General features: G+C 72.9%; 18 protein-coding genes and 3 pseudogenes. 14 read left to right on the plus strand and 7 right to left on the minus strand.

The features are described from left to right. Positions 1-75 precede the first annotated feature (75 nt). The 6 genes from OG711_RS30845 (at position 76) to OG711_RS30870 (ending at position 7,512) form a co-directional block, all read left to right on the plus strand. Positions 76-1,155: an LLM class flavin-dependent oxidoreductase gene (locus OG711_RS30845; RefSeq protein ID WP_329561774.1), complete on the plus strand. Its 1,080-nt coding sequence runs from the start codon at positions 76-78 to the stop codon at positions 1,153-1,155. Next, positions 1,152-2,543: an NtaA/DmoA family FMN-dependent monooxygenase gene (locus tag OG711_RS30850; RefSeq protein WP_329561776.1), complete on the plus strand. Its 1,392-nt coding sequence runs from the start codon at positions 1,152-1,154 to the stop codon at positions 2,541-2,543. Before OG711_RS30845 ends, OG711_RS30850 begins: the two co-directional genes overlap by 4 nt. 268 nt (positions 2,544-2,811) lie before the next feature. Then, positions 2,812-3,648 (plus strand): DUF1684 domain-containing protein, encoded by an 837-nt coding sequence (locus OG711_RS30855; RefSeq protein WP_329561778.1) that lies wholly within the window; start codon positions 2,812-2,814, stop codon positions 3,646-3,648. Positions 3,649-3,918: 270 nt separating this feature from the next. Next, positions 3,919-4,827 (plus strand): S1 family peptidase, encoded by a 909-nt coding sequence (locus OG711_RS30860; RefSeq protein WP_073792327.1) that lies wholly within the window; start codon positions 3,919-3,921, stop codon positions 4,825-4,827. A gap of 276 nt (positions 4,828-5,103) precedes the next feature. After that, positions 5,104-5,952 carry a hypothetical protein gene (locus OG711_RS30865; RefSeq protein ID WP_329561781.1) on the plus strand — a complete coding sequence of 283 codons (849 nt, stop codon included), beginning with the start codon at positions 5,104-5,106 and terminating at the stop codon, positions 5,950-5,952. 477 nt (positions 5,953-6,429) lie between these two features. Continuing rightward, positions 6,430-7,512, plus strand: coding sequence for a S1 family peptidase (locus tag OG711_RS30870; protein ID WP_329561783.1), 1,083 nt, complete (start codon positions 6,430-6,432; stop codon positions 7,510-7,512). A gap of 603 nt (positions 7,513-8,115) precedes the next feature. Here the strand turns inward: OG711_RS30870 and OG711_RS30875 are convergent. Then, positions 8,116-9,159: pseudogene (locus tag OG711_RS30875) on the minus strand (DUF3533 domain-containing protein); the annotation flags it as partial. A gap of 239 nt (positions 9,160-9,398) precedes the next feature. On the opposite strand from OG711_RS30875, the gene OG711_RS30880 reads away from it, so the two are divergent. After that, positions 9,399-13,256, plus strand: coding sequence for a DNA polymerase III subunit alpha (locus OG711_RS30880; RefSeq protein ID WP_329561785.1), 3,858 nt, complete (start codon positions 9,399-9,401; stop codon positions 13,254-13,256). Then, positions 13,253-14,335 (plus strand): DNA polymerase Y family protein, encoded by a 1,083-nt coding sequence (locus tag OG711_RS30885; protein ID WP_329561787.1) that lies wholly within the window; start codon positions 13,253-13,255, stop codon positions 14,333-14,335. Before OG711_RS30880 ends, OG711_RS30885 begins: the two co-directional genes overlap by 4 nt. 253 nt (positions 14,336-14,588) lie before the next feature. On the opposite strand, the gene OG711_RS30890 is transcribed toward OG711_RS30885, so the two are convergent. After that, positions 14,589-15,608 carry a lytic polysaccharide monooxygenase auxiliary activity family 9 protein gene (locus OG711_RS30890; protein WP_073792324.1) on the minus strand — a complete coding sequence of 340 codons (1,020 nt, stop codon included), beginning with the start codon at positions 15,606-15,608 and terminating at the stop codon, positions 14,589-14,591. A 349-nt stretch (positions 15,609-15,957) separates the two neighbouring features. After that, a complete protein-coding gene (locus OG711_RS30895; RefSeq protein WP_073792323.1) occupies positions 15,958-16,665 on the minus strand; it encodes a response regulator in 708 nt (235 codons plus the stop codon). Positions 16,666-16,822: 157 nt separating this feature from the next. Between OG711_RS30895 and OG711_RS30900 the strand changes: the two genes are divergently transcribed. The 3 genes and pseudogenes from OG711_RS30900 to OG711_RS30910 form a co-directional block, all read left to right on the plus strand. Then, positions 16,823-17,806, plus strand: coding sequence for a Bug family tripartite tricarboxylate transporter substrate binding protein (locus OG711_RS30900; RefSeq protein WP_073792410.1), 984 nt, complete (start codon positions 16,823-16,825; stop codon positions 17,804-17,806). A 95-nt stretch (positions 17,807-17,901) separates the two neighbouring features. Further along, positions 17,902-18,384 (plus strand): tripartite tricarboxylate transporter TctB family protein, encoded by a 483-nt coding sequence (locus OG711_RS30905; protein WP_073792409.1) that lies wholly within the window; start codon positions 17,902-17,904, stop codon positions 18,382-18,384. A 1-nt stretch (position 18,385) separates the two neighbouring features. Next, a pseudogene (locus OG711_RS30910) lies at positions 18,386-19,855 on the plus strand (tripartite tricarboxylate transporter permease); the annotation flags it as partial. Positions 19,856-20,189: 334 nt separating this feature from the next. Here the strand turns inward: OG711_RS30910 and OG711_RS30915 are convergent. Further along, a complete protein-coding gene (locus OG711_RS30915; RefSeq protein ID WP_099280421.1) occupies positions 20,190-20,327 on the minus strand; it encodes a hypothetical protein in 138 nt (45 codons plus the stop codon). A gap of 186 nt (positions 20,328-20,513) precedes the next feature. On the opposite strand from OG711_RS30915, the pseudogene OG711_RS30920 reads away from it, so the two are divergent. After that, positions 20,514-21,026: pseudogene (locus OG711_RS30920) on the plus strand (NUDIX hydrolase); the annotation flags it as partial. Here the strand turns inward: OG711_RS30920 and OG711_RS30925 are convergent. Next, positions 21,023-21,550, minus strand: a complete 528-nt coding sequence (locus OG711_RS30925; protein ID WP_073792408.1) for a DUF402 domain-containing protein — start codon at positions 21,548-21,550, stop codon at positions 21,023-21,025. The pseudogene OG711_RS30920 and the gene OG711_RS30925 sit on opposite strands and share 4 nt — an antisense overlap. Next, the gene (locus tag OG711_RS30930; RefSeq protein ID WP_073792322.1) at positions 21,531-22,460 is read right to left on the minus strand and encodes a GNAT family N-acetyltransferase; all 930 of its coding nucleotides are present in this window, start codon (positions 22,458-22,460) and stop codon (positions 21,531-21,533) included. Before OG711_RS30930 ends, OG711_RS30925 begins: the two co-directional genes overlap by 20 nt. A gap of 137 nt (positions 22,461-22,597) precedes the next feature. On the opposite strand from OG711_RS30930, the gene OG711_RS30935 reads away from it, so the two are divergent. Continuing rightward, the gene (locus OG711_RS30935) at positions 22,598-23,854 is read left to right on the plus strand and encodes an SLC13 family permease (protein ID WP_329564160.1); all 1,257 of its coding nucleotides are present in this window, start codon (positions 22,598-22,600) and stop codon (positions 23,852-23,854) included. A gap of 1,212 nt (positions 23,855-25,066) precedes the next feature. Further along, positions 25,067-25,444, plus strand: coding sequence for a GntR family transcriptional regulator (locus tag OG711_RS30940; RefSeq protein WP_329561791.1), 378 nt, complete (start codon positions 25,067-25,069; stop codon positions 25,442-25,444). An 84-nt stretch (positions 25,445-25,528) separates the two neighbouring features. Here OG711_RS30940 and OG711_RS30945 read toward each other — a convergent pair whose 3' ends face one another. Continuing rightward, positions 25,529-26,134, minus strand: a complete 606-nt coding sequence (locus OG711_RS30945; RefSeq protein WP_266513700.1) for a TetR/AcrR family transcriptional regulator — start codon at positions 26,132-26,134, stop codon at positions 25,529-25,531. Positions 26,135-26,236 lie beyond the last annotated feature (102 nt).

Raw genomic sequence — 26,236 nt, forward strand, 5'->3', positions numbered from 1 at the left:
GCGGCCCGTCCGCCGGCCCGGTCCGCCGCCGGGCCCCGCGTGGGACCCCCACCCCCACCCGAGAGGTACACCGACATGACCGCTTCCACCGGCCGGGGGCTGCTGCACCTGGCCGCCGCCCTCGATCTGCCAGGCGCCTACGACCCCCAGCCCTACACCGAACTGGTCCGGCTCGCCGAACGGGGCGCCCTGGACTTCGTGACCCTCGGCGACTCCTTCGGCCGCCCCGGCCCCGACGCGCTCGCCGTGCTCGCCCGGCTCGCCCCGGTCACCGGGCGCGTCGGACTGGTGCCGACCGTGACGACCACCCACACCGAGCCCTTCCACCTCCAGGCCGCCGTGGCCACCCTCGACTGGGTGAGCCGGGGCCGGGCCGGCTGGCAGGCCGAGGTCTCGCAGGGGGAGCACGAGGCCCGGCTGTTCGGCCGCCGCGACGCCGCGCCCCCCGAGGCACTGTGGCGGGAGGCGGCGGACGTGGCCGAGGCGGCCACCCGGCTGTGGGACAGCTGGGAGGACGACGCCGAGATCCGCGACACATCGACAGGGCGCTTCATCGACCGCGACAAGCTGCACTATGTCGACTTCCAGGGCGCCACCTTCTCCGTGAAGGGCCCCTCGATCGTGCCCCGGTCCCCCCAGGGCCACCCCGTCATCGTCGTCGACGCCACCGACCCGCACGCCCGTGACACCGCCGCCCGGTACGCCGATGTGGCGCTGGTCCGCGCGGCGGGCCCCGCGCAGAGCGCTGCCCTGCGCACCGGACTGCGTACGGCCGCCGCCGCCCACGGCCGTGACCCCGACACCCTGCGGGTCCTCGCCGCCCTCGCCGTCGACCTCGGCGAGGGCGAGTACGCGGCCGAACCGGGCCACGGCGGCGGAGGCCCCCGGCCCAGCCCGTACGGTCCGCTCTACCGGGGCGGGCCCGTCGACCTCGCCGAGCTGATCGCCGCCTGGCACTCCTCGGGCGCCGCCGACGGCTTCCACCTCACCCCCGTCGAACCGCGCCGTGACCTGGAGCGGCTCGTCAACGGAACCGTCCCGCTGCTCCAGCACCGCGGACTGTTCCGCACCTTCTATCCGGGCAGCACGCTCAGGGAGCACCTGGGACTCGCACGGCCCGCCAACCGCTACGCCCTCGTGGGGGACCCCTCATGACCAGCACCCACCGCGGCCCCGGCCGCGCCCGCAGGCGGATGCATCTCGCCGCCCACTTCCCCGGCGTCAACAACACCACCGTGTGGTCCGATCCGCGCTCGGGTTCGCAGATCGACTTCGCGTCCTTCGAGCATCTGGCCCGCACCGCCGAGGCGGGACTGTTCGACTTCTTCTTCCTCGCCGAAGGGCTCAGGCTCCGCGAGCACAACGGACGCGTCCACGACCTGGACGTGGTGGGCCGCCCCGAGTCGATCACCGTGCTCAACGCGCTCGCCGCCGTCACCGACCGGCTGGGGCTCGCGGCCACCGTCAACGCCACCTTCAACGAGCCCTTCGAACTGGCCCGCCGACTGGCCACCCTGGACCATCTCAGCGGTGGCCGCGCCGGATGGAACGTCGTCACCTCCTCGGACGCCTTCACCGGCGAGAACTTCCGGCGCGGCGGCTACCTCGACCGGGCCGACCGCTACACCCGGGCCGCCGAGTTCGTCGCCACCGCCCGGGAGCTCTGGGACTCCTGGCCGTCGTCCGACGAAGCGCCACGGCCCTTCGTCCACCAGGGACGGCAGTTCGACATCGCGGGCCGCTTCACCGTGCCGCGCTCCCCGCAGGGCCACCCGGTGGTGATCCAGGCCGGGGACTCCTCGGACGGCCGGGAGTTCGCCGCCTCCTCCGCCGATGTGATCTTCAGCAGACACGGAACGCTGGAAGGGGGCCGCGCCTTCTACACCGACGTCAAGGACCGGCTGGCCCGCTACGGCCGGGAGCGCGACGAGCTGAAGATCATGCCGGGAGTCACCGTCGTCCTCGGGGACACCGCCGCCGAGGCCCAGGAACGCGCCGCCGAGATCCGGCACCAGCAGATCTCCCCGCAGAACGCCCTCCACACCCTGGAACAGGTGTGGGGCGTCGACCTCTCCGGCCACGACCCGGACGGCCCGCTCCCTGCGTTCGACCCCGATCCCGACTCCGCGCTGGTGCAGGGCCGGGTGCGGCTCGCCGACCCGGTCACCGCCGCCGCGAAATGGCGCGCGCTGTCCGAGGAGAAGGGGCTGTCGATCCGGCAGACCGTCATCGAGGCGACCGGACGGCAGTCGTTCATCGGGACGCCCGAGGCGGTGGCCGCCGAGCTCGTCGAGTTCGTGGACTCGGACGCGGCCGACGGATTCATCCTCGTCCCGCATCTCACCCCGGCCGGGCTGGACGGGTTCGTCGACCGCGTGGTGCCGCTGCTCCAGGAACGGGGGGCGTTCCGCACGGAGTACTCGGGCCGCACCCTCCGGTCCCACCTGGGGCTGAAGGCGCCCGCCGGGGAACGGGCGACGGAACCGGTGTCGGAACGGGTGGAGGATTCGGTGACGGAGCGGGTGGGGGAGTCGGTCTCCTGAGCAAGTGCCGGAAGCGGGATTCCTGAACGGGGCCCGGGTGCCGGTGCCGGAGACGGGTTTCCTGAGCGGGTGCCGGGTGCCGGGTGCCGGGTGCCGGGTGCCGGGTGCCGGGGGTGCGTGAGGTGGGAGCTGCGGGCCGGATGCCGGATGCTGCGGGGCGGACTGGGCCGGGGCCGGGGCCGGGGCCGGGGTCGGGGTCGGGGGAAAGCGGTCGGTCGCGGTGACGTGAAATGTGTCATGAGGACCACATAAGAGGACGGAGCGACAGATGAGTGACGAGGGACAGCAGGGGTCGGCCGAGGACGCCGTGCACGAGTGGAAGACATGGCACGCACGGCGGACCGAATCCGTCGCCGCGCCCTACGGACCCCTGGCGTTGAGGGGTACGCACTGGCTCCAGGACCATCCGGAGGGCCTAGTTCCGGCCATCCCCGGTCGATGGAGCACCGCGTCGGACGGCACGGGAGTGGTTCTCGACGCCACCGCCGACGACGGTCTGACCCTCGACGGGCGGCCGTTCGCCGGTGAGGTCGTACTCACGGCCGACCCGGGCGGCCCCGACACGGCCCGAATCGCCCAGGGGGACCGCCGCTTCGTGGTCCTCGTACGTGAGGGGCTCTGGGCGGTACGGGACTTCGACCCCGCCTCGGACGCCCGCACCCGGTTCCGGGGGATCGACGCGACCCCGTACGCGGCGCGCTGGTCGGTTCCCGGGCGCTTCACCCCGTACAGCGGGGACCGGCGGACGGTTCGGGTCGAGAACGCCGACGGGCGCAGCCGTGGCCTGGGGCTCGACGGTGAACTGGCCTTCTCCCTCGACGGACGGGAGCACACGCTCCAGGCGGGCGTGGAGGCCGACGGCTCGCTGTGGGCCGTCTTCGCCGACACGACCAGCGGCAAGGCTCCGGAGGCGGGCGGCAGCCACCGATTCCGGTTCCTGCGCCCCGGGCCGCCCGACGCCGAGGGGCGTGTGACGGTGGACTTCAACCGCGCGCAGCTGCCGCCGTGCGCCTTCGCGGACCATTTCCTCTGCCCCTTCCCTCCCCCTGGCAACGCCCTCCCCGTGGCGGTCGCCGCAGGGGAACGGAACCTGCTGGGGCGGTAGTCCGTCTGTGGGGACAGTGGGCCCCGGACCGTGAAGAGCGTTCCGTGCGAAACGGGTGCGAAAGGTCCGGGGATGCCACCGGGGTTTGTCGGCATGTCTATGGTGGACGGCTGAAAGGTGCCCTTGTCCGTGACTGTTGAGGCTCGAAATACTCCCGGCAGCGCTTGTCAGGGACACGGCGTGTTCGGATAGCGGACGCACTCGCCCCTGACTGCGCCTCACGGGCCCAAACCCCACGCGGGCCCCAGACTTCCCTCGGGAGGAACGACAGTGAGGAACAAGCGCACCACCCCCCGCAGTACGACCACGAGACGCACCCGGCTCGTGGCGATGACCACCGGACTCGTGGCCGCGGCCGCGATGGCCCTGCCCTCGGCGGGCTCCGCCAGCGCGGACACCGCCCGCGCCTATGACGCCGTCGAGCTCGCCAAGGCGACCAACTCCGTACTCGAAGCCGATGTGGCGGGCACCGCCTGGCATGTCGACCCGGCCACCGGCCGTGTGGTCGTCACCGCCGACAGCACCGTCTCCGCGGCGGAGATAGCCGGGATCAAGCGCGCCGCCGGGGACTCCGCCGGTGCCATCACGGTCAAGAAGGTCAAGGGGACCTTCAAACCGCTCATCTCCGGCGGCGACGCCATCTACGCCAGCGGCTGGCGCTGTTCCCTGGGCTTCAACGCCCGCCGGGGGACCACCCAGTACTTCGTGACGGCCGGCCACTGCACCGAGGGCGCCGGTACCTGGTACTCCAACTCCGGACGTACCACGGTCCTCGGCACCAGCGCCGGGACCAGCTTCCCCGGCAACGACTACGGGCTGGTGCGCTACACCAACACCTCCGTCAGCAAGCCCAGCGCGGTCGGCGGCCAGACCATCACCCGCGCGGCCAACCCGACCGTCGGCACCGCGGTCCAGCGCCGCGGCTCCACCACCGGTCTGCACAGCGGCCGGGTCACCGCGCTCAACGCCACCGTGAACTACGGCGGCGGCGATGTCGTCTACGGCATGATCCAGACCACGGTCTGCGCCGAGGGCGGCGACTCCGGCGGCGCGCTCTTCGCCGGTACCACCGCGTACGGACTGACCTCCGGCGGCAGCGGCAACTGCTCCTCCGGCGGCACGACCTTCTTCCAGCCGGTCGTGGAGGCGCTCAACGCCTATGGCCTCACCATCGGCTGATCCCGGTGGCCGACGGGGTGACCCTCCAGCGATCGGCTGACACCCCGTAGCATCGCGAGCCTCCGCCGGGCCGTCCCGGCGGAGGCTCGTCGTGTGCCAGGTGTGCCGGTTGCGCCCGGTAGCGCAGGTGCGCCGGGACAGGTCCGGGGACGGCGGGCGGAGGCGGGGCGGGCTGCCGACGGGCCGGTCGGTACGGTCATGCGCCGCGTCCCGGGTCCCCGGGCCGCTCTCCAGGGCGGTGCCCCGGGCGCCGGGCCGACTCATTACCCTGGCGCCATGACACCGGTCGCCGCCAGAGACGTCCCCCGGGGCGACGAGCTGCTGCTGCTCATGCGCTGCACGGGCTACCGCTTCAACCGCAACGGTGTGGCGACCGGGGCCACCGCCCCACCGCACGAGGACGACCTGGCCGAGGCCCACCGGCTCGGCAGGCCGATCGGGGTCAAGGAGGAATGGGCGGCTGGCGAGATCGTCGCCCGCTCGGTCGCAGCGGCCCGCGCCCTGGACCCCGATGCCGTGCTGTCGGCCTTCGTCGCCGGTGTCGGCGGCAGCGCGCCGCGCGGCAGGCAGATCCTCATCTCCTACGCGTGGGCGCGGCATCTCGCCGAAGCGCCTCAAGGGCCTCACGGTGTGCCCGATTGCGGGCTGAGCGAGGCCGAACGCCTCGATGTGACCGAGGAACTCGTCCGTATCGCCTGCGGATGGGCCTGGAACGAGATCCCCGCGCGCTGTCTGCCCGATCTGGAGGCGGCGGCGTCCCATGGACTGCCTGAGGCGACCGGCGCGGACCTCGACGCGCTGCGCGCGCTCCTGGACCTGGTGGCCGCGCAGCCGCAGGGCACCACGCCCGGCCAACTGGAACGGACCGTCGCCAGGGCCGGTCTGCTGGCACGCACCGACAAGTACCAGCGCTACGGCATCCTCATCGGACTCGCCGAACTCGGTGTGCTGCCGAACCCCCTGCTCGCACCCTCCTTCGACCGGTTCGTCCCCCGGGCCGAGGTCCATGAGGCCCACCGGGGGATGCGGGGCGCGCCCCGCTCGGACATCACCCTGCCGCTCGCGGCCTGGCGTGGCGGAGTCGACGCGGCCCGTGCGGCCCGGCTGACCGACGCCTGCCGCTGACCGGCGCCTACGGCTGATCCGCGCCGGACCCCGCGCTTCCCGGGGCGGCCCCGGCGGAGCCGTTCTCACCGGAACCGCCCGCTGCGGGGGTCGCGCGGAGCTGCCGCTCCTTGTTTCCGGGACGGTTCGATGTGCCACTTCAGCCTCCTTGTCCACACAGTGAATTCCGGTCTCAGCAGGGCGAGAACAAGACAGGACTAGTCCTCACCCTCTGCCGAACCATTCGTCGCACGCGGTGTTTGCACAGGGAATCGCGACCGCGTGACCAGGGGCGCCCGATGCGCGAGGAGCGCGTATCGCCTCTCGTGCGCGCGTCCTGAAGTCGACCTTGTGTGCTACCGGGCGGTATCGGAATAGTGGGCTCCGCCAGTTGGCATGGACGCGGCTAGTTCTTGTTCGCCGGTTTCCTGCCTTTATGCCCTTCGGTTCCGGAGGCCCCACGCACTCCGGGACCGACCCCCCACAGGAGGACGTGAGTTGACGCACCGACGTATACCCAAGCGGCGGGCCGCCCTCGCCGGCGCGGGTGTTCTCGCACTCGTGGCCGGAGCAGCTACTTTCCAGAGTGCGAACGCGAGTACGGAACGACCCCTCGACACCCCGAAGACACTCTCGGCCGTGACGGCCGGAAAGCTCTCCAAGACCCTGTCCCGGGATCTCGGCGCCGACGCGGCGGGCTCGTACTACGACAGCGGGACCAGGCAACTCGTCGTCAATGTGGTCGACAAGGCGTCGGTCAGGACGGTCGAGGCCGCGGGGGCCAAGGCCAGACTCGTGGAGAACTCGCTCGCCGAACTGAGGAGCGCGCGCACCACACTCACCGACAGGGCGAGCATCCCCGGGACCTCCTGGGCCGTCGACCCGACCACCAACAAGGTCGTCGTCACCGCGGACCGCACGGTCCGCGGGGCTGAGCTGAACAAGCTGAACCGTGTCCTCGAAGGGCTCGGCGGCACCGTCGAACTCCAGCGGAGCGCGGGGGAGTTCAAGCCCTTCGCCGCCGGTGGTGACACGATTACCTCCGGCGGAGGGCGGTGCTCGCTGGGCTTCAACGTCGTCCGCGACGGACAGCCCTTCTTCCTGACGGCCGGGCACTGCACCAACGGCACGACCGCCTGGTCGGACAGCTCCGGACAGCGGATCGGGCAGACCGCCGAATCCAGCTTCCCGGGTGACGACTACGGGCTTGTGCGCTACGAGTCCGGTGTCGCGCATCCCAGTGAGGTAAACCTCTACAACGGGGCCACCCAGCCGATCGCCCGCGCGGGCGACGCGACCGTCGGTATGCAGGTGGTGCGCAGCGGCTCCACCACACAGGTGCACGAAGGGGCGGTCACCGGGCTGGACGCCACCGTGAACTACGGCAACGGAGATGTCGTCAACGGGCTCGTCCAGACCGATGTGTGCGCCGAGCCGGGAGACAGCGGAGGGTCGCTCTTCTCCGGTGACACCGCGATCGGGCTGACCTCCGGGGGCAGCGGCAACTGCTCCGCCGGGGGGACGACCTTCTTCCAGCCTGTGACCGAGGCGCTCCAGGTGCTCGGGGCGCAGATCGGCTGAACCAGGGGGCCTGGTGAAGCGGTGCGCGAGGCTGTCCGAGAGCCTGCGTGCGAGGTCCGCCACCGGGCCCCTTCCGGCTGCCCGCACGAGCATTCGTCCGGTCCGCCCGAGCATTCGCCCCGCCTGCCCGAGGGTCCGTCCGGCCCGCCCGCCGAGCATCTGTCCGGCCCGCCCGAGTCCTCGTCCGGCCCGCTCGGCCCCTCCGGTCCGCCCTGCCGTCCGACCCGGCCTTCGCCCAGCCGCCCCAGGCGCCCCCTGGACCCTCCGGCCACCGATGTCCGTGACCGCTCCCCGGCTGCTTCGCCCCGCCCTCGACCGACCCATGAGGTGCCCCCTCCCTCGTGACCCGGACGGCCCTTCCGCACCGCGTCACTTCTGGTACACCGCCCACCACCCTCAGGTTCCCGACCCGGGCCGACCTGTTCCACCGGCACCCGCCCCACCGCCACCCGTACCCGTACCGCCTGTACCGCCCGTACCGCCCGTACGGGCACCCATGCCCGTACCGGCACCCGTACTCGTACCGCTCGTACTGCCACCCGTACTGGCACCCCCACCCGTACCGCCGCCCCCACCCGCCCCCGAATCCGGGGTGCCCGCGCCCGTACCCCCACCCGAATCCGGGGAACCCGCCCCCGGCGTAGCCCCCGCCGCCCCCGGCTTCCGCCGCACCGCCGTCAGCATCGTCAGGCCCGAGCCCGCCACCGCCCACGCGGACAGTACGAGCAGGGGGCCGGTGACCGCGTTGCCGTGGAAATAGGCGATCGAGCGGGCCACCCAGGTACCGGCGCCCGGTGGCAGGGCGGGGCCGATGGCCTTCCAGAACGGGGGCAGCATCGGCGACGGGAACGCGCCGCCCGCGCTGGGGTTGCCCGCGATCACCACGATCAGGATCGCGAGCCCGATACCCACGATGCCGGTGAGGCCCTGGAGGGCGAGGGTCGCGGCGCCGACCGCGAAGGTCACCAGCGCGCCCAGTCCCCACAGCGCGAACACACTGCCGGGCAGCGCCCCGAGGATCGGCCCGATGATCACCGCCCCGCCGATCCCCCCGGCGAGCGAGGCGAGGGCGAGGGCGCCCAGCCGGATCACCGCGCGCTGCGCGTTCGCGGGGCGCGCGCCCGCGCTGATCGCCAGGATCGACGCGCACAGATAGCCGCCGACGCACCAGCCGACGACCAGATAGAAGGACGACAGTCCTTCGAAGTCCTCCGGTGACGCGGGCGCCACGTCCTCCGTCCGGACCTCCCGGTCCTGCGGCGCCAGGGCCTCCGTGACCAGCTTGACCAGCGACGCGGACAGTGCGGCGCCACCGCCCGACGCCACCAGCAGGGTGTCCGTCCGCCCCGCCGGATCGACCACCAGGGCGCCGTCGATCTCCCGCTCCATGATCTGCGCGCGGGCCTGCCCGGCGTCCCGCACCGTACGGGTGTCCAGCGGATCGCCGGGCAGCGCGTCGAGCCGCGCCATGGTCCGCTCGGCCGCCCCCGCGGGCGCGGCCACCCCGAAGGCGACGTCCGTCGGCTTCGGGTGGTGCAGGGCCCCCACGTAGGAGGCGATGAAGAGCAGTTGCAGGGCGACCACCCCGATCACCAGCAGAGCCGCTCGCGGGGTCACCGCACTCTTCAGTTCGTCGACGAAGCGCATGCCCTCACCGTCCGGCCGGGCCGCCCCTCCCGCAGTCGGGGCACGGCCGAATGGCGCAGCCCCGTACCGCCGCGGCTCCCCCGTACCGCTGCGGAGCGGTCCCGTACGGGCCTCTCGCGGGCCTCGGCCCACCCCCTGATCGATATCGTACGTGCGTTCGAAAAGTGGTCTATGGTGGAAGACGGGGGTCGTTGCCGGAGCGGAAACGGAACAGGAACAGGAACTTTCAGGAGGTGCGTGTGCCAGGGTTCACGCATCTGCACACCGCCTCCGGCTTCTCCCAGCGTTACGGCGCCTCCCACCCGGAGCGGCTCGCCGAACGCGCCGCTGAGCGGGGCATGGACGCCCTCGCCCTCACCGACCGGGACACCCTGGCGGGCAGCGTCCGGTTCGCCAAGGCGTGCGAGAAGGCCGGGATACGTCCGCTGTTCGGCACGGAGCTCGCGGTAGCGGAACAGGAAGCGGAATCCCCGCGCCGGGCGACGGCCGGCCCCAGGTCCGCACCGCGCGGCGACCGCACGACACCATCCGGCCGCACCGCGCCCGCCGACGCCCGCGCCGCGTCACCCGGCGACCGCACCGCACCACCGAGCACCGCGTACCCCCCAGGCGCACGGACCGCGCGGGCCACCCGCGACGCGTCCCCCCATACCTCCCACGCCCCCCATACCTCCGACCCCGCCCGCCGGACCCCGGTCCACGGGGGTGCCTTCGTCGACGAGTCCGCGTCCCGTGTCACCTTCCTCGCCCGCGACGGCGCCACCGGCTGGGCGGAGCTGTGCCGGCTGGTCACCGCCGCGCACGCCACCGGGGGCGGCGGTCCGCTCCTCGACCGCGCCGCGCTCCCCGCCGACGGGGTGACCGTACTGCTCGGACCCGCCTCCGACGTGGGCCGCGCCCTCTCCGCCGGACGTCCCGACCGTGCCGCCCGGCTGCTCACGTCCTGGCGGGAGCTGTACGGCGACGCCCTCCGGCTGGAGGCCGTCTGGCACGGCCGCGAGGGCACCGGACCCGGCTCGCTGCGGCTGGCCGCCCGGACCGTCGGCCTCGCGGCCGAGCAGCGGGTGCGTCCGGTGCTCAGCAACGCCGTCCGGTACGCGGACCCGGGCATGGGCCCCCTCGCGGACGTCCTGGACGCGTCCCGCCGGCTGGTGCCCGTCGGCGCGCTGGGCGGGCCGGACAGCGGTGAGCGCTGGCTCAAGGACGAGGGCGCCATGCTGGCCGCCGCCGAGCGCGTCGTGGAGGCCGCGGGGTTCCGCCGCGACACCGCGTACCGGCTGCTGGAACAGACCCGGGCGACCGCCGCCGAGTGCCGGGTGGACCCCGGGGACGACCTCGGGATGCGGTCGGTCCACTTCCCCGAACCGGGGATCGTCGGCGCCGGACGCCGTACCGCGCAGCGGGTGCTCGCCTCCCGGGCCGCGGCGGGCATGGTCCTGCGCGGTTACGACCGGGGGCCGGGCGCGCGCGCCTACTGGGAGCGGGTGCACCACGAGCTGGACATCATCGCCCACCACGGTTTCGCCTCGTACTTCCTGACCGTCGCCCGGGTCGTCGACGATGTGCGCGCCCTGGGGATACGGGTCGCCGCGCGGGGTTCCGGCGCGGGCTCGCTCGTCAACCATCTGCTGGGCATCGCGCACGCCGACCCCGTCGAGCAGAACCTCCTGATGGAACGGTTCCTCTCCAAGCGGCGGTTCGTCCTGCCGGACATCGACATCGATGTGGAGTCCGCCCGCCGTCTCGACGTCTACCGCGCGATCATCGGCCGCTTCGGCACCGAACGGGTCGCCACCGTCGCGATGCCCGAGACGTACCGGGTCCGGCACGCCGTCCGTGACGTGGGCGCCGCGCTGTCCATGGACCCCGCCGACATCGACCGGATCGCGAAGTCCTTCCCGCACATCCGGGCCCGGGACGCCCGCGCCGCCCTGGACGAACTGCCGGAGCTGCGGGAACTCGCCCGGGAGCAGCGCGAGCGGTACGAGCGCCACGAACGGCCGGGGCCGACCGGCGGGCAGGCCGGTGGACAGAACGGCGGACCGGGGAAGTACGGCAGGTTCTGGGACCTGGTCGAGGGGCTGGACGCGCTGCCGCGCGGGATCGCCATGCACCCGTGCGGGGTGCTCCTCTCGGACGCCTCCCTGCTCGCCCGGACCCCGGTGGTGCCGACCAGCGGCGAGGGCTTCCCCATGTCCCAGTTCGACAAGGACGACGTGGAGGACATGGGGCTGCTCAAACTCGATGTGCTCGGGGTGCGGATGCAGTCGGCGATGGCGCACGCCGTCGGGGAGATCGAGCGGGCGAGCGGTGTCCAGGTCGATCTGGACGACCCCGGGCAGGTGCGGCCCGGTGACCCGGCGACCTATGAGCTGATCCGCAGCACCGAGACGCTCGGCTGCTTCCAGATCGAGTCGCCGGGCCAGCGCGACCTCGTGGGGCGGCTCCAGCCCGCGACCTTCCACGATCTCGTGGTCGACATCTCGCTGTTCCGGCCCGGCCCGGTCGCCGCCGACATGGTCCGGCCCTTCATCGAGGCCAGGCACGGCCGCGCACCCGTCCGCTATCCGCACCCCGATCTGGAGGGACCGCTGAAGGAGACCTACGGTGTCGTCGTCTTCCATGAGCAGATCATCGACATCGTGGACATCATGACCGGCTGCGGACGCGGCGAGGCCGACCGGGCGCGCCGGGGGCTGTCGGACCCGGAGTCGCAGGGCCGTATCCGCTTCTGGTTCGCGCAGCGCGCGGCGGAACGCGGCTACAGCACCGAGGTGATCACCCGCACCTGGGAGATCGTCGAGGCGTTCGGGTCGTACGGCTTCTGCAAGGCGCACGCGGTCTCCTTCGCCGTCCCGACCTATCAGTCGGCCTGGCTGAAGGCCCATCACCCGGCCGCCTTCTACGCCGGGCTGCTCACCCATGACCCCGGGATGTACCCGAAACGGCTGCTGCTCGCGGACGCCCGGCGGCGCGGGGTGCCCGTACTCCCGCTGGACGTCAACAGGTCGGCGGTCGCCCACCGTATCGAACTGGTGTCCGGTTCGGGTGGGGGTGCGGACCGCGACGGCGGGCCGGAGCGCTGGGGGCTGCGGCTCGCGCTCGGCGATGTGCACGGCATCAGCGGGGCCGAGGCCGCGCGGATCGCGGACGGACAGCCGTACGCCTCGCTCCTCGACTTCTGGGAACGCGCCCGGCCCGGCGCGCCGCTGGCCCGGCGGCTCGCCCAGGTCGGCGCGCTCGACGCGTTCGGCGCCAACCGGCGGGACCTCCAGCTCCATCTCGCCGAGCTGCACCGGGGCGCCCGGGGCTCGTACGGGGCGCAGCTCCCGCTCGCGGGCGGGCGGCGGACGGCTCCGGCGGGACTGCCCGACCTGGACGACACGGAACGTCTCAGCGCCGAGCTGGGGGTGCTCTCCATGGACGCCTCCCGGCATCTGATGGACGATCACCGGGCCTTCCTGGACGAGCTGGGCGTGCGTTCCGCGCGTCGGCTGCGCACCGCGCGGCACGGTGAGACGGTGCTGGTCGCGGGCGCCAAGGTGGCCACCCAGACCCCGCCGATCCGCTCCGGCAAGCGGGTCGTCTTCACCACCCTGGACGACGGTACGGGCCTGGTGGACCTGGCCTTCTTCGACGACTCCCACGAGCGTTGCGCGCACACCGTCTTCCACTCCTGGCTGCTCCTGGTCCGGGGCACGGTCCAGCGCCGGGGCCCGCGCAGCCTCAGCGTGGTCGGCTCGGCCGCCTGGAACCTCGCGGAGCTGACGGAGGTACGGGACGCGGGCGGCCTCGACGCGGTGGCCCGCCGGCTGGCCGTGGACCCCGACGGCCGGGGCCCGGGACGGCCGGGCACCCCGGTCGCGACCGCCACGACCGCGACCGCCGTGTCCGGAACCGGTACCGAGGGCCCTGGCGCGGAGGGACCCGGTACGGAGGGTGCCGGGGACGGGACGGGCGACCGTCGTATACGGATGTCCACCGGGTACGAGATGCACGCCTGGGCCGATCTGCGCCCGGCGGGCGAGGACCCGTCGAAGGCACCGCGCGGCCCCGTCCGGAAGCTGTGGCACCAGAGCCAGGGGAGCGCGGGATGACCGGTACGAACGTCCTGTACATACGCTTCCGGCTCCCCGAGCCGGACATCACGGGCACGGGCACGAGACCGGGTGCGGGCACGGAGACGCGCGCGGGCGCGGGTGGTCCGGGGACCGCGCTGCCGCCGCTGCTCGCGCTGCTCGGCACGGTCAGCCCCGTCGTCCAGGCGGTCCCGCCCGACGCCGCGTACGTGGACCTGCGGGGCGCCGAACGGTACTTCGGACGGGACGCCGCCGGGCTCGCCTCGCTGATCCGGGTCCGGGCGCTGGCCCTGTACGGGGTGGAGTGCGCGATCGGCGCCGGACCCGGCCCGATGCTCGCGCGGATGGCCGCCCGCGCCGCCGGTCCGGGGGCCACCCTCACGGTCCCCGGGGAACCGGACGCCGTACGCGGGTTCCTGGCCGGACGGCCGGTCGGCGAGCTGCCCGGCGCGGGCGCGGCGGCTGTCCGCACCCTGCGCTCCTACGGCCTGGACACCGTCGACCGGGTCGCCGCCGCCCCGCTGTCCACCCTGCAACGGCTCGTCGGCGCACGCGCCGGGCGCGAACTGCGCGAACGCGCCCGGGGGACCGACCGCACCCGGGTCGTCCCGGACGCCGTGGCCCGGTCGATCGCCGCCGACCGCTCCTTCGACCGCGACGAGCTCGACCCCTTCCGGCACCGGCGGGCCCTGCTCTCCCTCGCCGGGGAACTCGGCGCCCGGCTGCGCGCCGAGCAGCTGGTGTGCCGCTCGCTGACCCTCACCCTCCGGTACGCGCGGCGGCCGGACCGGGCGGGCCCGCTGGACCCGGTACGGCGGCCCGGGACCGCGCGCACCCGCACGCTCGCGGAACCGACCGCGCACTCCGCCGCGCTCACCGACGCCGTGTACCGGATGTACGGGGCGCTGGGCCTCCAGCGGGCCAGGGTCCGGGGGATGACACTGCGGGCCGAGGGGCTGATCCCGCGGGAGCGGGCGTCCCGTCAGCTCACCTTCGACCCGGTGGACGAGAAGGCCCGCCGGCTGGAGGAGGCCGCGGACCGGGCCCGGGCCCGGTTCGGCCCGCACGCGGTCCTGCCGGGCACCCTCGCCGCGTGACCCGCCACCGGGGGACGTACCCCCGTACCCCGTACCCCCGGACCCCCGGACATACGAACGGAGGTGGCGCACGCCGCGTCCGGCGTGCGCCACCTCCGTGGTGCGGGGTCGTCGTCGTCATTCACCTTCCGGGGGCGGGCGGGTCGCCCCGCCGCCCCGGAAGGTGGTTCCGGGTGGCCGCTCGTTTCAGCGGCCACCCGACCCGGTAGCCATCCCAACCCCGGAGGTGGCCACCCGGCGCCGCGGTCGTCCCTCAGCGACCGCTGCGACCGCCGCCCGTCGCCGCACGGCGGCGGGCGGAGGCGAAGAGACCCGCGGCACCCAGCGCCAGCACCGCCGCACCGCCGACGGCGATGTACGGGGTGGTGCTGGTGCCACCGGTCTCGGCCAGGTTCTCGGTGGTGCCGCCCTGCGCCCTGGCGCCGGCGTCCGCCTTGACGGCGGTGCCCTGGGCGCCGCCGTTCTCCACGGCCGTCACCGAGCCGGGACCGTCCGTCGCCGAGGCGTTCTGCGGACCGTCCTTGATCGTGGAGCTGAGGTCGCCGTGGCCGTCGTGCTCCACGGTGGAGTTGTCGCGCTCCTTCTCGATCAGCTTGTTGCTGGGCGCGGAGGCGACGGGCGCGGCGGCGCCGCCACCGGCGTTGCCGAACACGACGTCCGAGCAGGTGTAGAACGCCTCGGGGGAGTCGGACCGCTGGTAGACCGAGTAGACCAGGTGGCGGCCGGTCCGCTGCGGGACGGTGCCGTCGAAGATGAAGGAGCCGTTCGCCAGCCGCGGGTTGGTCACCTTCGCAAACGGCTGCGACTCCAGGTCCGACCACTTCAGGGCCTTGGTCGGGTCGTAGCCCACCTTGGTGATGTACAGCTCGATGCTGCCCTTGTGGGGCGCGGTGACCCGGTACTGGAACGTGTGCTGACCCGACTTGAGCTGCGAGGACGGCCAGTCGGTGCGGGGAGCGTCCAGGCCCGCGTACTTCGAGCGGTTGGCGCTGCACAGCTTGCCGTCGGGAATGATGTCCCGGTGGGCGCCCGCGGCGTTGGCGATGTTCACCTCGTTCCAGTCGTACAGCGGCTGGGTGCCGCTCGTGGCGACGAGGGCCTTGCAGGCGGCCGAGTCGGGGCTCTCGGGGCCCTCGGCGAAGCAGGCCGAGACCCGGCTGACCGGGTCGCTCATGGACCCGTGCGCCGCCGCCGGCGAGGCGGTCAGGACGGTGAGGGCGAGCGGGGCGACACCCAGTGCGGCGATCGCGGCTACCGTGCGGCGAGCGGTCATGGACGGACTCCTCAGTCTTGCTCAGCGGGGGGACCCGGGAGTCGTACGGGCGGTGTACGGGGCTCCCGGGCGACTCGAAAACTAGCTCGTCCAGACGTTCGATCCAGCCTTCCCGGCGCCCCGGAGGTGATCTTTATGGCGCTCTTAAGGGAGCCATCGGACTCCCCTCAGCTCACGCCCCGATACGCCCGAATCCTCACACCCCGGCCCCGCCGGACCCGGCGCCCCGCCACCCCGGGACCCGGTGCCGCCGCGGCCCGCCAGGGCCCCCGTACCGGGCAGGCCCCGCCATCCCGGAGCCGTTCGCGCAGGTCAGAGGGGTGACGGAAGCGCCCCGACAGGGCCCGGATCAGGAACGCGCCCGGCGGGGGCGCTCGATCCACTGGTAGCGGCGCTCGGGCCGACCCGCTCCGCCGTACCGGAGGGACACCTCCACCCGGCCCGTCTCCGCGAAGTACTCCAGATACCGGCGGGCGCTGACCCGGGACAGCGAACCGGCCAGCGCGCACTCCGACGCGGACAGTCCCGCCGGATGCTCCCGCAGGGTCCGCTCGACCAGATCCGCCGTGGGCGCGGCAAGACCCTTGGGCAGCTCGCGCGAGCCCGGTGGACGGCTCCCGAAGAGCTCGTCCACGTCCTGCTGGCGGGCCTGGTCGAGACCGTCGAGCCGGGCCCGGACCGCCGCCACATGCCGCAGCTGCTCCTGGAGGGTGCCCCGCTCGAACGGCTTGATCAGATAGTGCAGGGCCCCCGCGCGCAGCGCGGCGCGGACCGTCACGGCCTCCCGCGCGGCCGTGATGAACAGAACGTCCACCGGGACCCGCCCCGGATCGATCTCCTCGGCCGACCGGATACCCCGCAGCACACCGATACCGTCCATGTCCGGCAGATACACGTCCAGCAGCACGAGATCGGGCCGCAGCGACTCCACCGAGCGCAGCGCCTCTACCCCGTTGTGGGCCACTCCCACCACCGTGAATCCAGCCATTTCGGACACGTACCGGCTGTGCAACTTGGCGACCATGAAGTCGTCGTCCACTACCAGTACTTTCGTCACCGCCGCAGGCTAAGCGCGTGAACACAAGGACCACAACGTCCGTTGGTTGCGGAAGAGAGACAGGCTCTTAACGCCCAGGCAACATGTGGGCCACCTCACACATAAATATCGTGTGAGCTTCCCATTGGCTCCCCTTGACGAACAGGTGGTGGCACGCGTGCGCCTGCGCACTCCTCTCGCCCTGCTCGGGGCAGCGGTCCTGGTACTCACCGGGCCACCGCTGCTCACGACGGGTAGTGGCGCCGAGACCGGCACGCAGATACCCGGGCTGCGGTTCATGGTCCCCAACACTCCCGGCGGCGGTTACGACATCACGGCCCGTACGGCCGCCAAGAACGCCGAGGACGCCGGACTCACCCACGACATCGAGGTCTTCAACCTGCCCGGCGCGGGCGGCACCGTCGGCCTCGCCCGGCTCGTCAGCGAGCACGGCAACGGCAAGCTCGCCATGTCGATGGGGCTCGGCGTCGTCGGCGCCGTCCACTCCAACGACGCGCCGAAGACGCTCGCCGACACCACCCCGATCGCCCGGCTCACCGAAGAGCCCGACGTGGTGGTCGTCGCGAAGGACTCCCCGTACAAGGACATCAAGCAGCTCATCGACGCCTGGAAGGAGAACCCCGGGAAACTGCCCGTCGGCGGCGGCTCCTCCCCGGGCGGCCCCGACCACCTCGCGCCGATGCTGATGGCACGGGCCGGCGGCCTCACCCCGAAGGACGTCAACTACATCCCCTACGACGGCGGCGGCGAACTCCTCGCCTCCATCCTCGGCAACAAGGTCGCCTTCGGCGTCTCCGGCGTCGGCGAGTACCTCGACCAGATCAAGTCCGGTGAACTGCGGCTGCTCGCCGTCACCGGACCCGAGCGGGTCGACGGGCTCGACGCGCCCACCCTGCGCGAGGCCGGCTACGACATGGACTTCACCAACTGGCGCGGCATCGTCGCCCCGCCCGGACTCACCGACGCGGAACGCGACAAGCTGACGAACCTCGTCACCGAGCTCCACGACTCCAAGGAATGGAAGGAGTCGCTGAAGAAGAACGGCTGGCACGACGCCTTCCTCACCGGCGACAAGTTCGGTGAGTTCCTCGACGCCCAGGACAAGCGGGTCGTGTCCGTACTGAAGGAGCTGGGACTGTGACGACCACCGAACCGCCCGGCCGTCCGGACCCGGGCGCGGGAACCGACGCCGCCACCCGGGCGCCCGCCGGGCAGCAGCCGGGCCGCCGCTCCTGGCTGCGCGAGCACTCCGAACTCGGCGTCAGCCTGCTGCTGCTCGCCCTCGGCGCACTCGTCCTCACCGACGCCCTCACCATGGACGTCGACATCTCCCAGCGCGGGCCCATCGGCCCCAAGACCGTCCCGATCGCGGTCGGCATCGGGCTGCTGGTGATCGCCGTCCTGCTCGCCATCGACGTCCTGCGCGGCGGCCACGGCGAGGCCGAGGGCGGCGAGGACATCGACCTCAGCGAACCCGCCGACTGGCGCACCGTCCTGCTGCTCGCCGGGGTCTTCCTGGCCACCGCTGTCCTGATCGACCCCCTCGGGTTCCCCGTCGCGGGCGCCCTGCTCTTCTGGGGCGCGGCCTACGCCCTCGGCAGCCGGCACTTCCATCGTGATCCGCTCATCGCCGCTGGAATCTCGCTCGCCGCCTTCATCGTCTTCGACCGTCTGCTCGGCGTACCACTGCCCGGCGGACCCCTGATGGGAGTGCTGTGAGATGGATGCCTTCAACTCCCTGATGGACGGGTTCGGCACGGCCCTGTCCCCACTCAACCTGCTCTGGGCCGCCATCGGGGTCCTCCTCGGCACCGCCATCGGCGTCCTGCCCGGCATCGGCCCCGCCATGGCCGTCGCCCTGCTCCTGCCCGTCACCTACGGACTCGACCCCACCGGCGCGTTCATCATGTTCGCCGGTATCTACTACGGCGCCATGTTCGGCGGTTCCACCACCTCGATCCTGCTGAACACCCCGGGGGAGAGCGCGGCCGTCGTGGCCGCCATGGAGGGCAATCCCATGGCGAAGGCGGGGAGAGGCGCACAAGCCCTCGCCGCCGCCGCCATCGGCCACTTCGTGGGCGGCATGATCGGCACCCTGCTGCTCGTCGCCCTCGCCCCCACCGTCGCGGACCTCGCCGTCGACATCGGCGCACCCGACTACTTCGCGATCATGGTGCTGGCGTTCATCGCGGTCACCTCGGTCCTCGGCTCCTCCCGCATCCGCGGTCTCGCGTCCCTGCTGATCGGTCTCACCATCGGTCTCGTCGGCCTGGACCAGATGACCGGACAGCAGCGCCTCACCTTCGGCTCCCTGCAACTCGCGGACGGCGTCGACGTGGTGATCGTCGCGGTCGGTCTCTTCGCGATCGGCGAGGCCCTGTGGGTCGCCGCCCATCTGCGCCGGGGCAACCCCGAGCCCATCCCGGTCGGCCTTCCCTGGCTCGGCCGCGACGACGTCAAGCGCAGCTGGAAGCCCTGGCTCCGCGGTCCCGTCATCGGTTTCCCGTTCGGGGCGATCCCCGCGGGCGGCGCCGAGATCCCGACCTTCCTCTCGTACGTCACCGAGAAGCGGCTCTCCAAGGACAAGAAGCAGTGGGGCAAGGGCGCCATCGAGGGCGTCGCCGGACCGGAGTCCGCGGCCTCCGCGTCCGCCGCCGGAACCCTCGTCTCCATGCTCACCCTCGGCCTGCCCACCACCGCGGTCGCCGCCGTGATGCTCGCCGCCTTCCAGCAGTACGGCATCCAGCCCGGACCCATGCTCTTCGAGCGCGAGCCCGACCTGGTGTGGGGCCTCATCGCCTCCCTCTTCGTCGGCATGGTCCTGCTGCTCGCCCTGAACCTGCCGCTGGCGCCGCTGTGGGCCAAGCTGCTGCGCATCCCCCGGCCCTACCTCTACGCGGGAATCCTCTTCTTCGCCGCGGTGGGCGCCTACGCGGTCGGCGGCGAGTCCCTCGACCTGGTGATCCTGCTGATCATCGGCCTCATCGGATTCGGAATGCGCCGCTACGGCCTGCCGGTGCTCCCGGCGGTCATCGGTGTCATCCTCGGCCCGAACGCCGAGCAGCAGCTGCGCCGCGCCCTCCAGATCAGCGACGGCAGCGCCTCCGGCCTGGTCAACACGCCGTTCTCCGTGACGGTGTACGTGATCATCCTGCTGATCCTCTTCTGGCCGCTGGCCGCGAAGCTGATCCGCAAGCCGGCGGCGGCACCGGCTCCGGCCCGGGTGAAGACCTCGGTCGGCGCCCCGGACCCGGACGCCTCACGCGGCGACGCCACGCGGACCCCGTCCGACGACTCGTCGGACACCCCGTCGGAGCCGGACGACACCCCGCGCGGCCCCGGGGACGACCCGGACGGGAAGGGACCCGGCCCGCGGTCATGAACGGGAGACAGCTCCCCGCGCGCCAGGACATCCGCCACGAACGGCCCGTCCGAAACGCCCCATGACCGAAACGCCCCATGACACGAGGTGCCCGGCGGCACCTCGTGTCATGGGGCGCACGGCGTTTCCCGGCCCCTCGCGCTCACCCCTCGGGCCACCAGGTGCGCTGGATGTCCTTGCGGACCTCCGGACGCTCCCGGGGCAGTTCCTCGGTCTCCTCCCGCCGCACGCGGCGGGTGCTCGTCCTGCTCGGCGTCTTCTGCACGGTCACTCGGCGCATGACTGCCTCCTTGAGGACTACCTTTTCCCGCGATCACACGGAGCTAGACCCGTTGGGGGACAGTGACTCATCCACGTCCCGTTGTCAGTGGTGGATGTCACCCTCGTCGGTGTGAAGCACAACGACCCCGCGCCCCCTTCCGGCGCCGCCCCGCGACCGCCCGCCGACCCCCCGTACCACCGCCCGCGGCACTCCGAGATCGTCGACGTCCATCTGATCGTCCGCCGCGGTCCGGACGTCCTGCTGGCCCGCCGGGCGAACACCGGATACGGCGACGGACTGCTCCACGCACCCTCCGGCCATGTCGAGGCCGGGGAGGACGTCCGCGCCGCCATGATCCGCGAGGCCCGCGAGGAGACCGGTCTGCGGCTCGCCCCCGGGGACCTGAGAGTCGCCCTGGTCATGCAGCACCGCGGCCCCGGCGGCGCGCCCCGGACCGGCTGGTTCTTCGAGGCGGAGCACGGCGCCGGCGGCGAACCCGTCAACGCCGAGCCCGGCAAATGCTCCGAGCTGGGCTGGTTCCCCCTCGACGCCCTGCCCGCCGACCTCGTCGGCTACTGCCGCGCCGGGCTCGACGCCTACCGCGCGGGCGAACGCTTCGTGCTCCACTGGCACCACGACGACGACCCCATCGCGTACGACCCGGCCCGCGACCGCGCCGAGCACCTGCCGGCCACCGTCCCCCGCGCCACGCCCTAACCGGCGGGCCACCAGGGGGCATGGACGGCCGCGGGGTCGTGCGGCGCGCGGGCGAGCCGCTCCAACTCGTCCAGCGCGCGGACGGCATGGTCCGCCGCGACCGGATCGGTCCGGTCCAGCCCGCTCGCCGCGAACTCGTCCTCGTCCAGCCGCAGGACCGCCGACCGGTCGGCGGACACCCACAGATCCAGCTCCAGGTCCGTCACCACGATCTCCCCGGACGGCACGAGCGCGGGCCGCGTCACATCGCAGTACCAGCCCTTCAGCCGCCCCTCCGACGTCCACACCTCCTTCACCGCGTACCAGCGGGTGCGCCAGTAGTGCTCCGTGAACACATCGCCCGGCTCGAAGCGGACGAACCCGAAGTCCCGTACGCCGTCCCCGGCCCACGGCGCGCGTACGCTCACCCGGTCCCCGTCGTCGTCCAGCACCACCGCGGGGTAACGGATCTTCGTACGGCCGCCCTTGACCAGCACCACGTCCACGGTGCGGACGGCCTCCTGCTCAGCCGAGTTCACGGACATACCGCACCTCCGTCGCGCCGATCGCGTACCCGAACCACGTGTTGACCGCGAGCATCGGGGCGTTGCCGGTGTCGTTGCCCGTGAACGCCTCCGTGATACCCGCTTCCCGGGCCCGGTGCAGGGAGTCGTTCTTCACGAGCTTGGCCAGCCCCTGGCCCCGGTGGGAGCGCGCGGTGCCCGTCATCGCCGTCGCGTACCGGGAACCCCCGTCGGTACGGGCCGCGGTGAACGCGACCGGCCGGCCGCCGGCGACGGCGACCGTCGTCAGCGACCGGTCCAGCAACGGGTGACGCCAGGTGTCTTCGAGCCACTGCTCGTAGTCGTCGAACTCCGCCGGGATGTCCCCCGGCTCGTCCAGGACGCACTCCGCGTCCAGCTCGAACATCGGACGCGGGTCGTCCGCGAAGTCGGCCGCCGTCCGCAGCTCCACCCCCTCGGGTACGGGGGCCAGGGGCGGCAGCGTGCCCTCCGCGAGGTCCAGCCGCAGGAAGTGCGCGGTGCGGCTCGGGCGGTAGTCCCTGCGCTCCGCGAACGCGCGGTTCTCCGGCTCGTCCAGGACCCAGGAGTACACCGTCCGCACCCCCCGCTCGGCCAGATGCGCCTCGGCCGTCCGCGCGAGAAGGGAGCCCGCGCCCCGGCGGCGGTGCTCCGGGTGGACGTAGACGTTCAGGAACCCCTGCCCGGGAAGCGGGCTGTCGTACGCGACGCCCGACTGCACGGTGCCGATGATCTCGCCGTCCAGCTCGGCGAGCAGCGGACGGTAGTGGGCGTCCGGGTGGATGTGGGACACGTCGAAGAGGACGGACTCGGCGGTGGCCAGCATGAACGGGACGGCCGCGCGGCGGACCCGGGCGAAACCCTCGGCGTCCGCCGGGGAGGTGGGGAGGAGCTCACGGATGACGACACTCATGCCCCGAACGCTAGGACCCCGCGCCCTGCCCCGCCTCCCAATTTCGCGGCCGTACCTGTGGCCGTGCGGGTGGGGCGGGGGTGGTCTGGTTCGATGGAGGGTCGGTTCCGCCTGCTCTCCTTCCGGGGGTCCCCATCCTGAACGCGTCATCGGCGGAAGCCCTGTCCGTCGTTCTGCTGCTGGCTGTGCTGGCCTGTGCCGTGATGCGGCCACGGGGCTGGCCGGAGGCCGTCGTGGCGGTGCCGGCCGCCGTCGTCGTGATCGCCACCGGGGCGATCTCCCTCGACCACGCCCGCGCGGAGGCGGAGCAGCTCGGACCGGTGATCGGATTCCTGGCCGCGGTGCTGGTGCTCGCCCGGCTGTGCGACGAGGAAGGGCTGTTCCACGCCTGCGGTGCGTGGATGGCCCGCACCTCGACGGGCCGCCCGCGCCGACTGCTGGCACAGGTGTTCGCCGCCGCGTCGCTGATCACCGCGGTACTCAGCCTGGACGCCACGGTGGTGCTGCTCACCCCGGTGGTGTTCGCCACCGCCGCGCGGCTGGGCGCCCGCTCCCGGCCGCATGTGTACGCCTGCGCCCATCTGGCGAACTCCGCGTCGCTGCTGCTGCCGGTCTCCAACCTGACCAATCTGCTGGCCTTCGCCGCCAGCGGACTCAGCTTCACCCGTTTCGCCGCGCTGATGACCCTCCCGTGGCTGGTGGCCATCGGTATCGAGTACGCGGTGTTCCGGCGCTTCTTCGCCGCCGACCTGGACGCCGGCGCGTCCGCGCCGCCCGCTGTCGCGGCGCCCCCGGTACCGGTCTTCGCGCTGGTGGTGGTCGCCTGCACGCTGGCCGGCTTCGTCATCACCTCCGCGTTCGGGATCGGACCGGCCTGGGCCGCCCTGGCCGGCGCGGTGGTCCTCGCGGTCCGCGCCCTGGCCCGGCGCCGCACCACCCCCGCCGCGCTGGTCCGGGCCGCGGACCTCCCCTTCCTCGCGTTCGTCCTGGCCCTCGGCATCGTGGTCCGCGCGGTGGTGGACAACGGCCTCGGCGAAGCGCTCGGTCATCTGGTGCCCGACGGCGGCACGCTGCCCGCCCTCCTCGCGATCGCCGCGCTGGCCGCCGTACTGGCGAACCTCATCAACAACCTGCCCGCAGTCCTGGTGCTGCTGCCGCTGAGCGCCCCGCTCGGCCCCGGTGCCGTGCTCGCGGTACTGATCGGCGTGAACATCGGGCCCAACCTCACCTACGCCGGTTCGCTGGCCACCTTGCTGTGGCGCCGGATCGCGCGCGAGCACGACAGCGACCCGGACCTCAAGGAGTTCACCCGCCTAGGCCTCCTCACCGTCCCCGCCACCCTCGCGGGAGCGGTGACAGCACTATGGCTCTCCCTCCACGCCATCGGAACCTGACCCAGCCCACACCCGAAGAACAACGCACCGGGGCAGCACCCAAGGCGCGCGGACAACCGCGCAATGGACGAGGGCAGCCCCGCACCCGAAGAACAACGCACCGGGGCAGCACCGAAGGGGCGCGGGGAACCGCGCGAGCAACCACGGGCCACCCGCACCCGAACGGGAACCGCAAGGGGCGCGACCGAAGGGGCGCGAGGAACCGCGCACCCACGAGCGACCCGCACAGGAACAAGCACGCCCAGGTGTGGAACCCCAGGGGCGCGAGGAACTGCACAAAGACGAGGGCAGCCCCGCACCCGAAGAACAACGGCTCGGGGCAGCACCGAAGGGGCGCGGGGAACCGCGCACCCCACGAGCGACCCGCACGGGAACAAGTACGCCCAGGTGTGGAACCCCAGGGGCGCGGGGAACTGCGCGAGCAACCAAGGGCAACCCGCACCTGAACGGGAACCGGAAGGGGCGCGACCGAAGGGGCGCGGGGAACCGCGCACCCCACGAGCGACCCGCACAGGAACAAGCACGCCCGGCACAGGAACCCCAGGGACCCGGGGAACAGCGCAAAGACGAGGGCAGACCCGCACCCGAAGAGCAACGGCTCGGGGCAGCACCGAAGGGGCGCGGGGAACTGCGCACCCACGAGCGGCCCGCACGGGAACAAGTACGCCCAGGTGTGGAACCCCAGGGGCGCGGGGAACCGCGCGAGCAACCACGGGCCACCCGCACCTGAACGGGAACCGGAAGGGGCGCGACCGAAGGGGCGCGAGGAACCGCGCACCCCACGAGCGACCCGCACAGGAACAAGCACGCCCAGGTGTGGAACCCCAGGGGCGCGAGGAACCGCGCAAAGACGAGGGCAGCCCCGCACCCGAAGAACAACGGCTGGGGGCAGCACCAAAGGGGCGCGGGGAACTGCGCACCCACGAGCGGCCCGCACGGGAACAAGTACGCCCAGGTATGGAACCCCAGGGGCGCGGGGAACTGCGCGAGCAACCATGGGCAACCCGCACCTGAACGGGAACCGGAAGGGGCGCGACCGAAGGGGCGCGAGGAACCGCGCACCCCACGAGCGACCCGCACAGGAACAAGCACGCCCGGCACAGGAACCCCAGGGACCCGGGGAACAGCACGACCCGCACAGGAAGGACGTACGCCCAGCGACGACAACCTCGCAAGCGCAAGCGAAGGCGACCCGTGGGGGACAATCACCCCGTGAACCCCCTGAAGGTCGTGATCGACCAGGACACCCCCACCGCCCCCTTCGAACAACTCCGCGCCCAGATCGCCGATCAGGCCCGCTCGGGCACCCTGCCGACCGGCTACCGGCTCCCCACCGTCCGCGCCCTCGCGGAGACCCTCGGCCTCGCCGCGAACACCGTTGCGAAGACCTACCGGGCCCTGGAGGCGGACGGGGTCATCGAGACCCGGGGCCGCAACGGCACCTTCGTCGCCGCGGCGGGCGACGCCGCCACCCGGGAGACGGCCGTCGCCGCGATGACCTACGCGGAACGCGCCCTGCGCCTGGGTGTACCCGAGTCGCAGGCCCTCACCGCGGTCCGGGAGTCGCTCCGCGCGACATACGGCCGCTGAGCACGGCCGCCGACCGGCCTCGCGACCGACCCGGCCCCCGACCCCGTACGACCTGTTCCGGCGTCCGGCCCGGCGCCGCCCCGGCTACCGGTGGAGGTCGATGAGCTGCGCGAGGTGACGCCCGGCCAGCTCCAGCGGCACCCCGCTGCGCGAGACCTGCGCGGCGAGCTCCGCGCCCTCCAGCGTGCTGATCACGGTGTGCGCCAGTTCCCCGGCGACCTCCTCGGCGAACCCCGCGTCCCGGAGCCGGACGGCGACCAGCTCACGCCAGCGCGCGAACGCCTCCGCCGCGGCCTCCTGGATGTCGGGCGCCCGGCTCGCCGTACCCAGCGCGGTCGAGGTGACCGGGCAGCCGTCCAGCCACCCGGACTCCCGCAGCCCGGCCGCGAGGCCCACCGCGCACGCGGCGACGCCCTTCGCCGGATCGGCCTCGCTGTCCAGCCAGACCCGCAGCGCGTCGCCGAACTCCGCGTCGCCGTGCCGGATCGCGGCGACGGCGAGTTCCTGCTTGCCGCCGGGGAAGAAGTGGTACACCGAGCCGAGCGTGGCCGACGCCTCCAGGGAGATCTGCTTGATCCCCGTGCCGTCGTAGCCCTGCCGCTGCATCAGCTGTGACGCGGCCCGCACGATCCGCTCGCGCGTCCCGACCGTCCCGCCGGAACTTTCGGGGGCTGTGCTCGTCGTCTTCACGACGCGATTCTATCGAATAGAACGTTCGCTACAGAGACTCTGCTACGGTCCTCTCTAGATAGAGCGCTCGTTCTAGAGCACCCAAGGCCAGTCCTGGGGCTT

The sequence above is a fragment of the Streptomyces uncialis genome (genome assembly GCF_036250755.1).
GTDB classification, from domain to species: domain Bacteria; phylum Actinomycetota; class Actinomycetes; order Streptomycetales; family Streptomycetaceae; genus Streptomyces; species Streptomyces uncialis.

Bases quoted from the DNA above. Each gene is read 5' to 3' on its own strand.
- OG711_RS30845 (WP_329561774.1), top strand. From the start codon at position 76: ATGACCGCTTCCACCGGCCGGGGGCTGCTGCACCTGGCCGCCGCCCTC.
- OG711_RS30850 (WP_329561776.1), top strand. From the start codon at position 1,152: ATGACCAGCACCCACCGCGGCCCCGGCCGCGCCCGCAGGCGGATGCAT.
- OG711_RS30855 (WP_329561778.1), top strand. From the start codon at position 2,812: ATGAGTGACGAGGGACAGCAGGGGTCGGCCGAGGACGCCGTGCACGAG.
- OG711_RS30865 (WP_329561781.1), top strand. From the start codon at position 5,104: ATGACACCGGTCGCCGCCAGAGACGTCCCCCGGGGCGACGAGCTGCTG.
- OG711_RS30885 (WP_329561787.1), top strand. From the start codon at position 13,253: ATGACCGGTACGAACGTCCTGTACATACGCTTCCGGCTCCCCGAGCCG.
- OG711_RS30890 (WP_073792324.1), bottom strand. From the start codon at position 15,608: ATGACCGCTCGCCGCACGGTAGCCGCGATCGCCGCACTGGGTGTCGCC.
- OG711_RS30915 (WP_099280421.1), bottom strand. From the start codon at position 20,327: ATGCGCCGAGTGACCGTGCAGAAGACGCCGAGCAGGACGAGCACCCGC.
- OG711_RS30925 (WP_073792408.1), bottom strand. From the start codon at position 21,550: ATGTCCGTGAACTCGGCTGAGCAGGAGGCCGTCCGCACCGTGGACGTG.
- OG711_RS30930 (WP_073792322.1), bottom strand. From the start codon at position 22,460: ATGAGTGTCGTCATCCGTGAGCTCCTCCCCACCTCCCCGGCGGACGCC.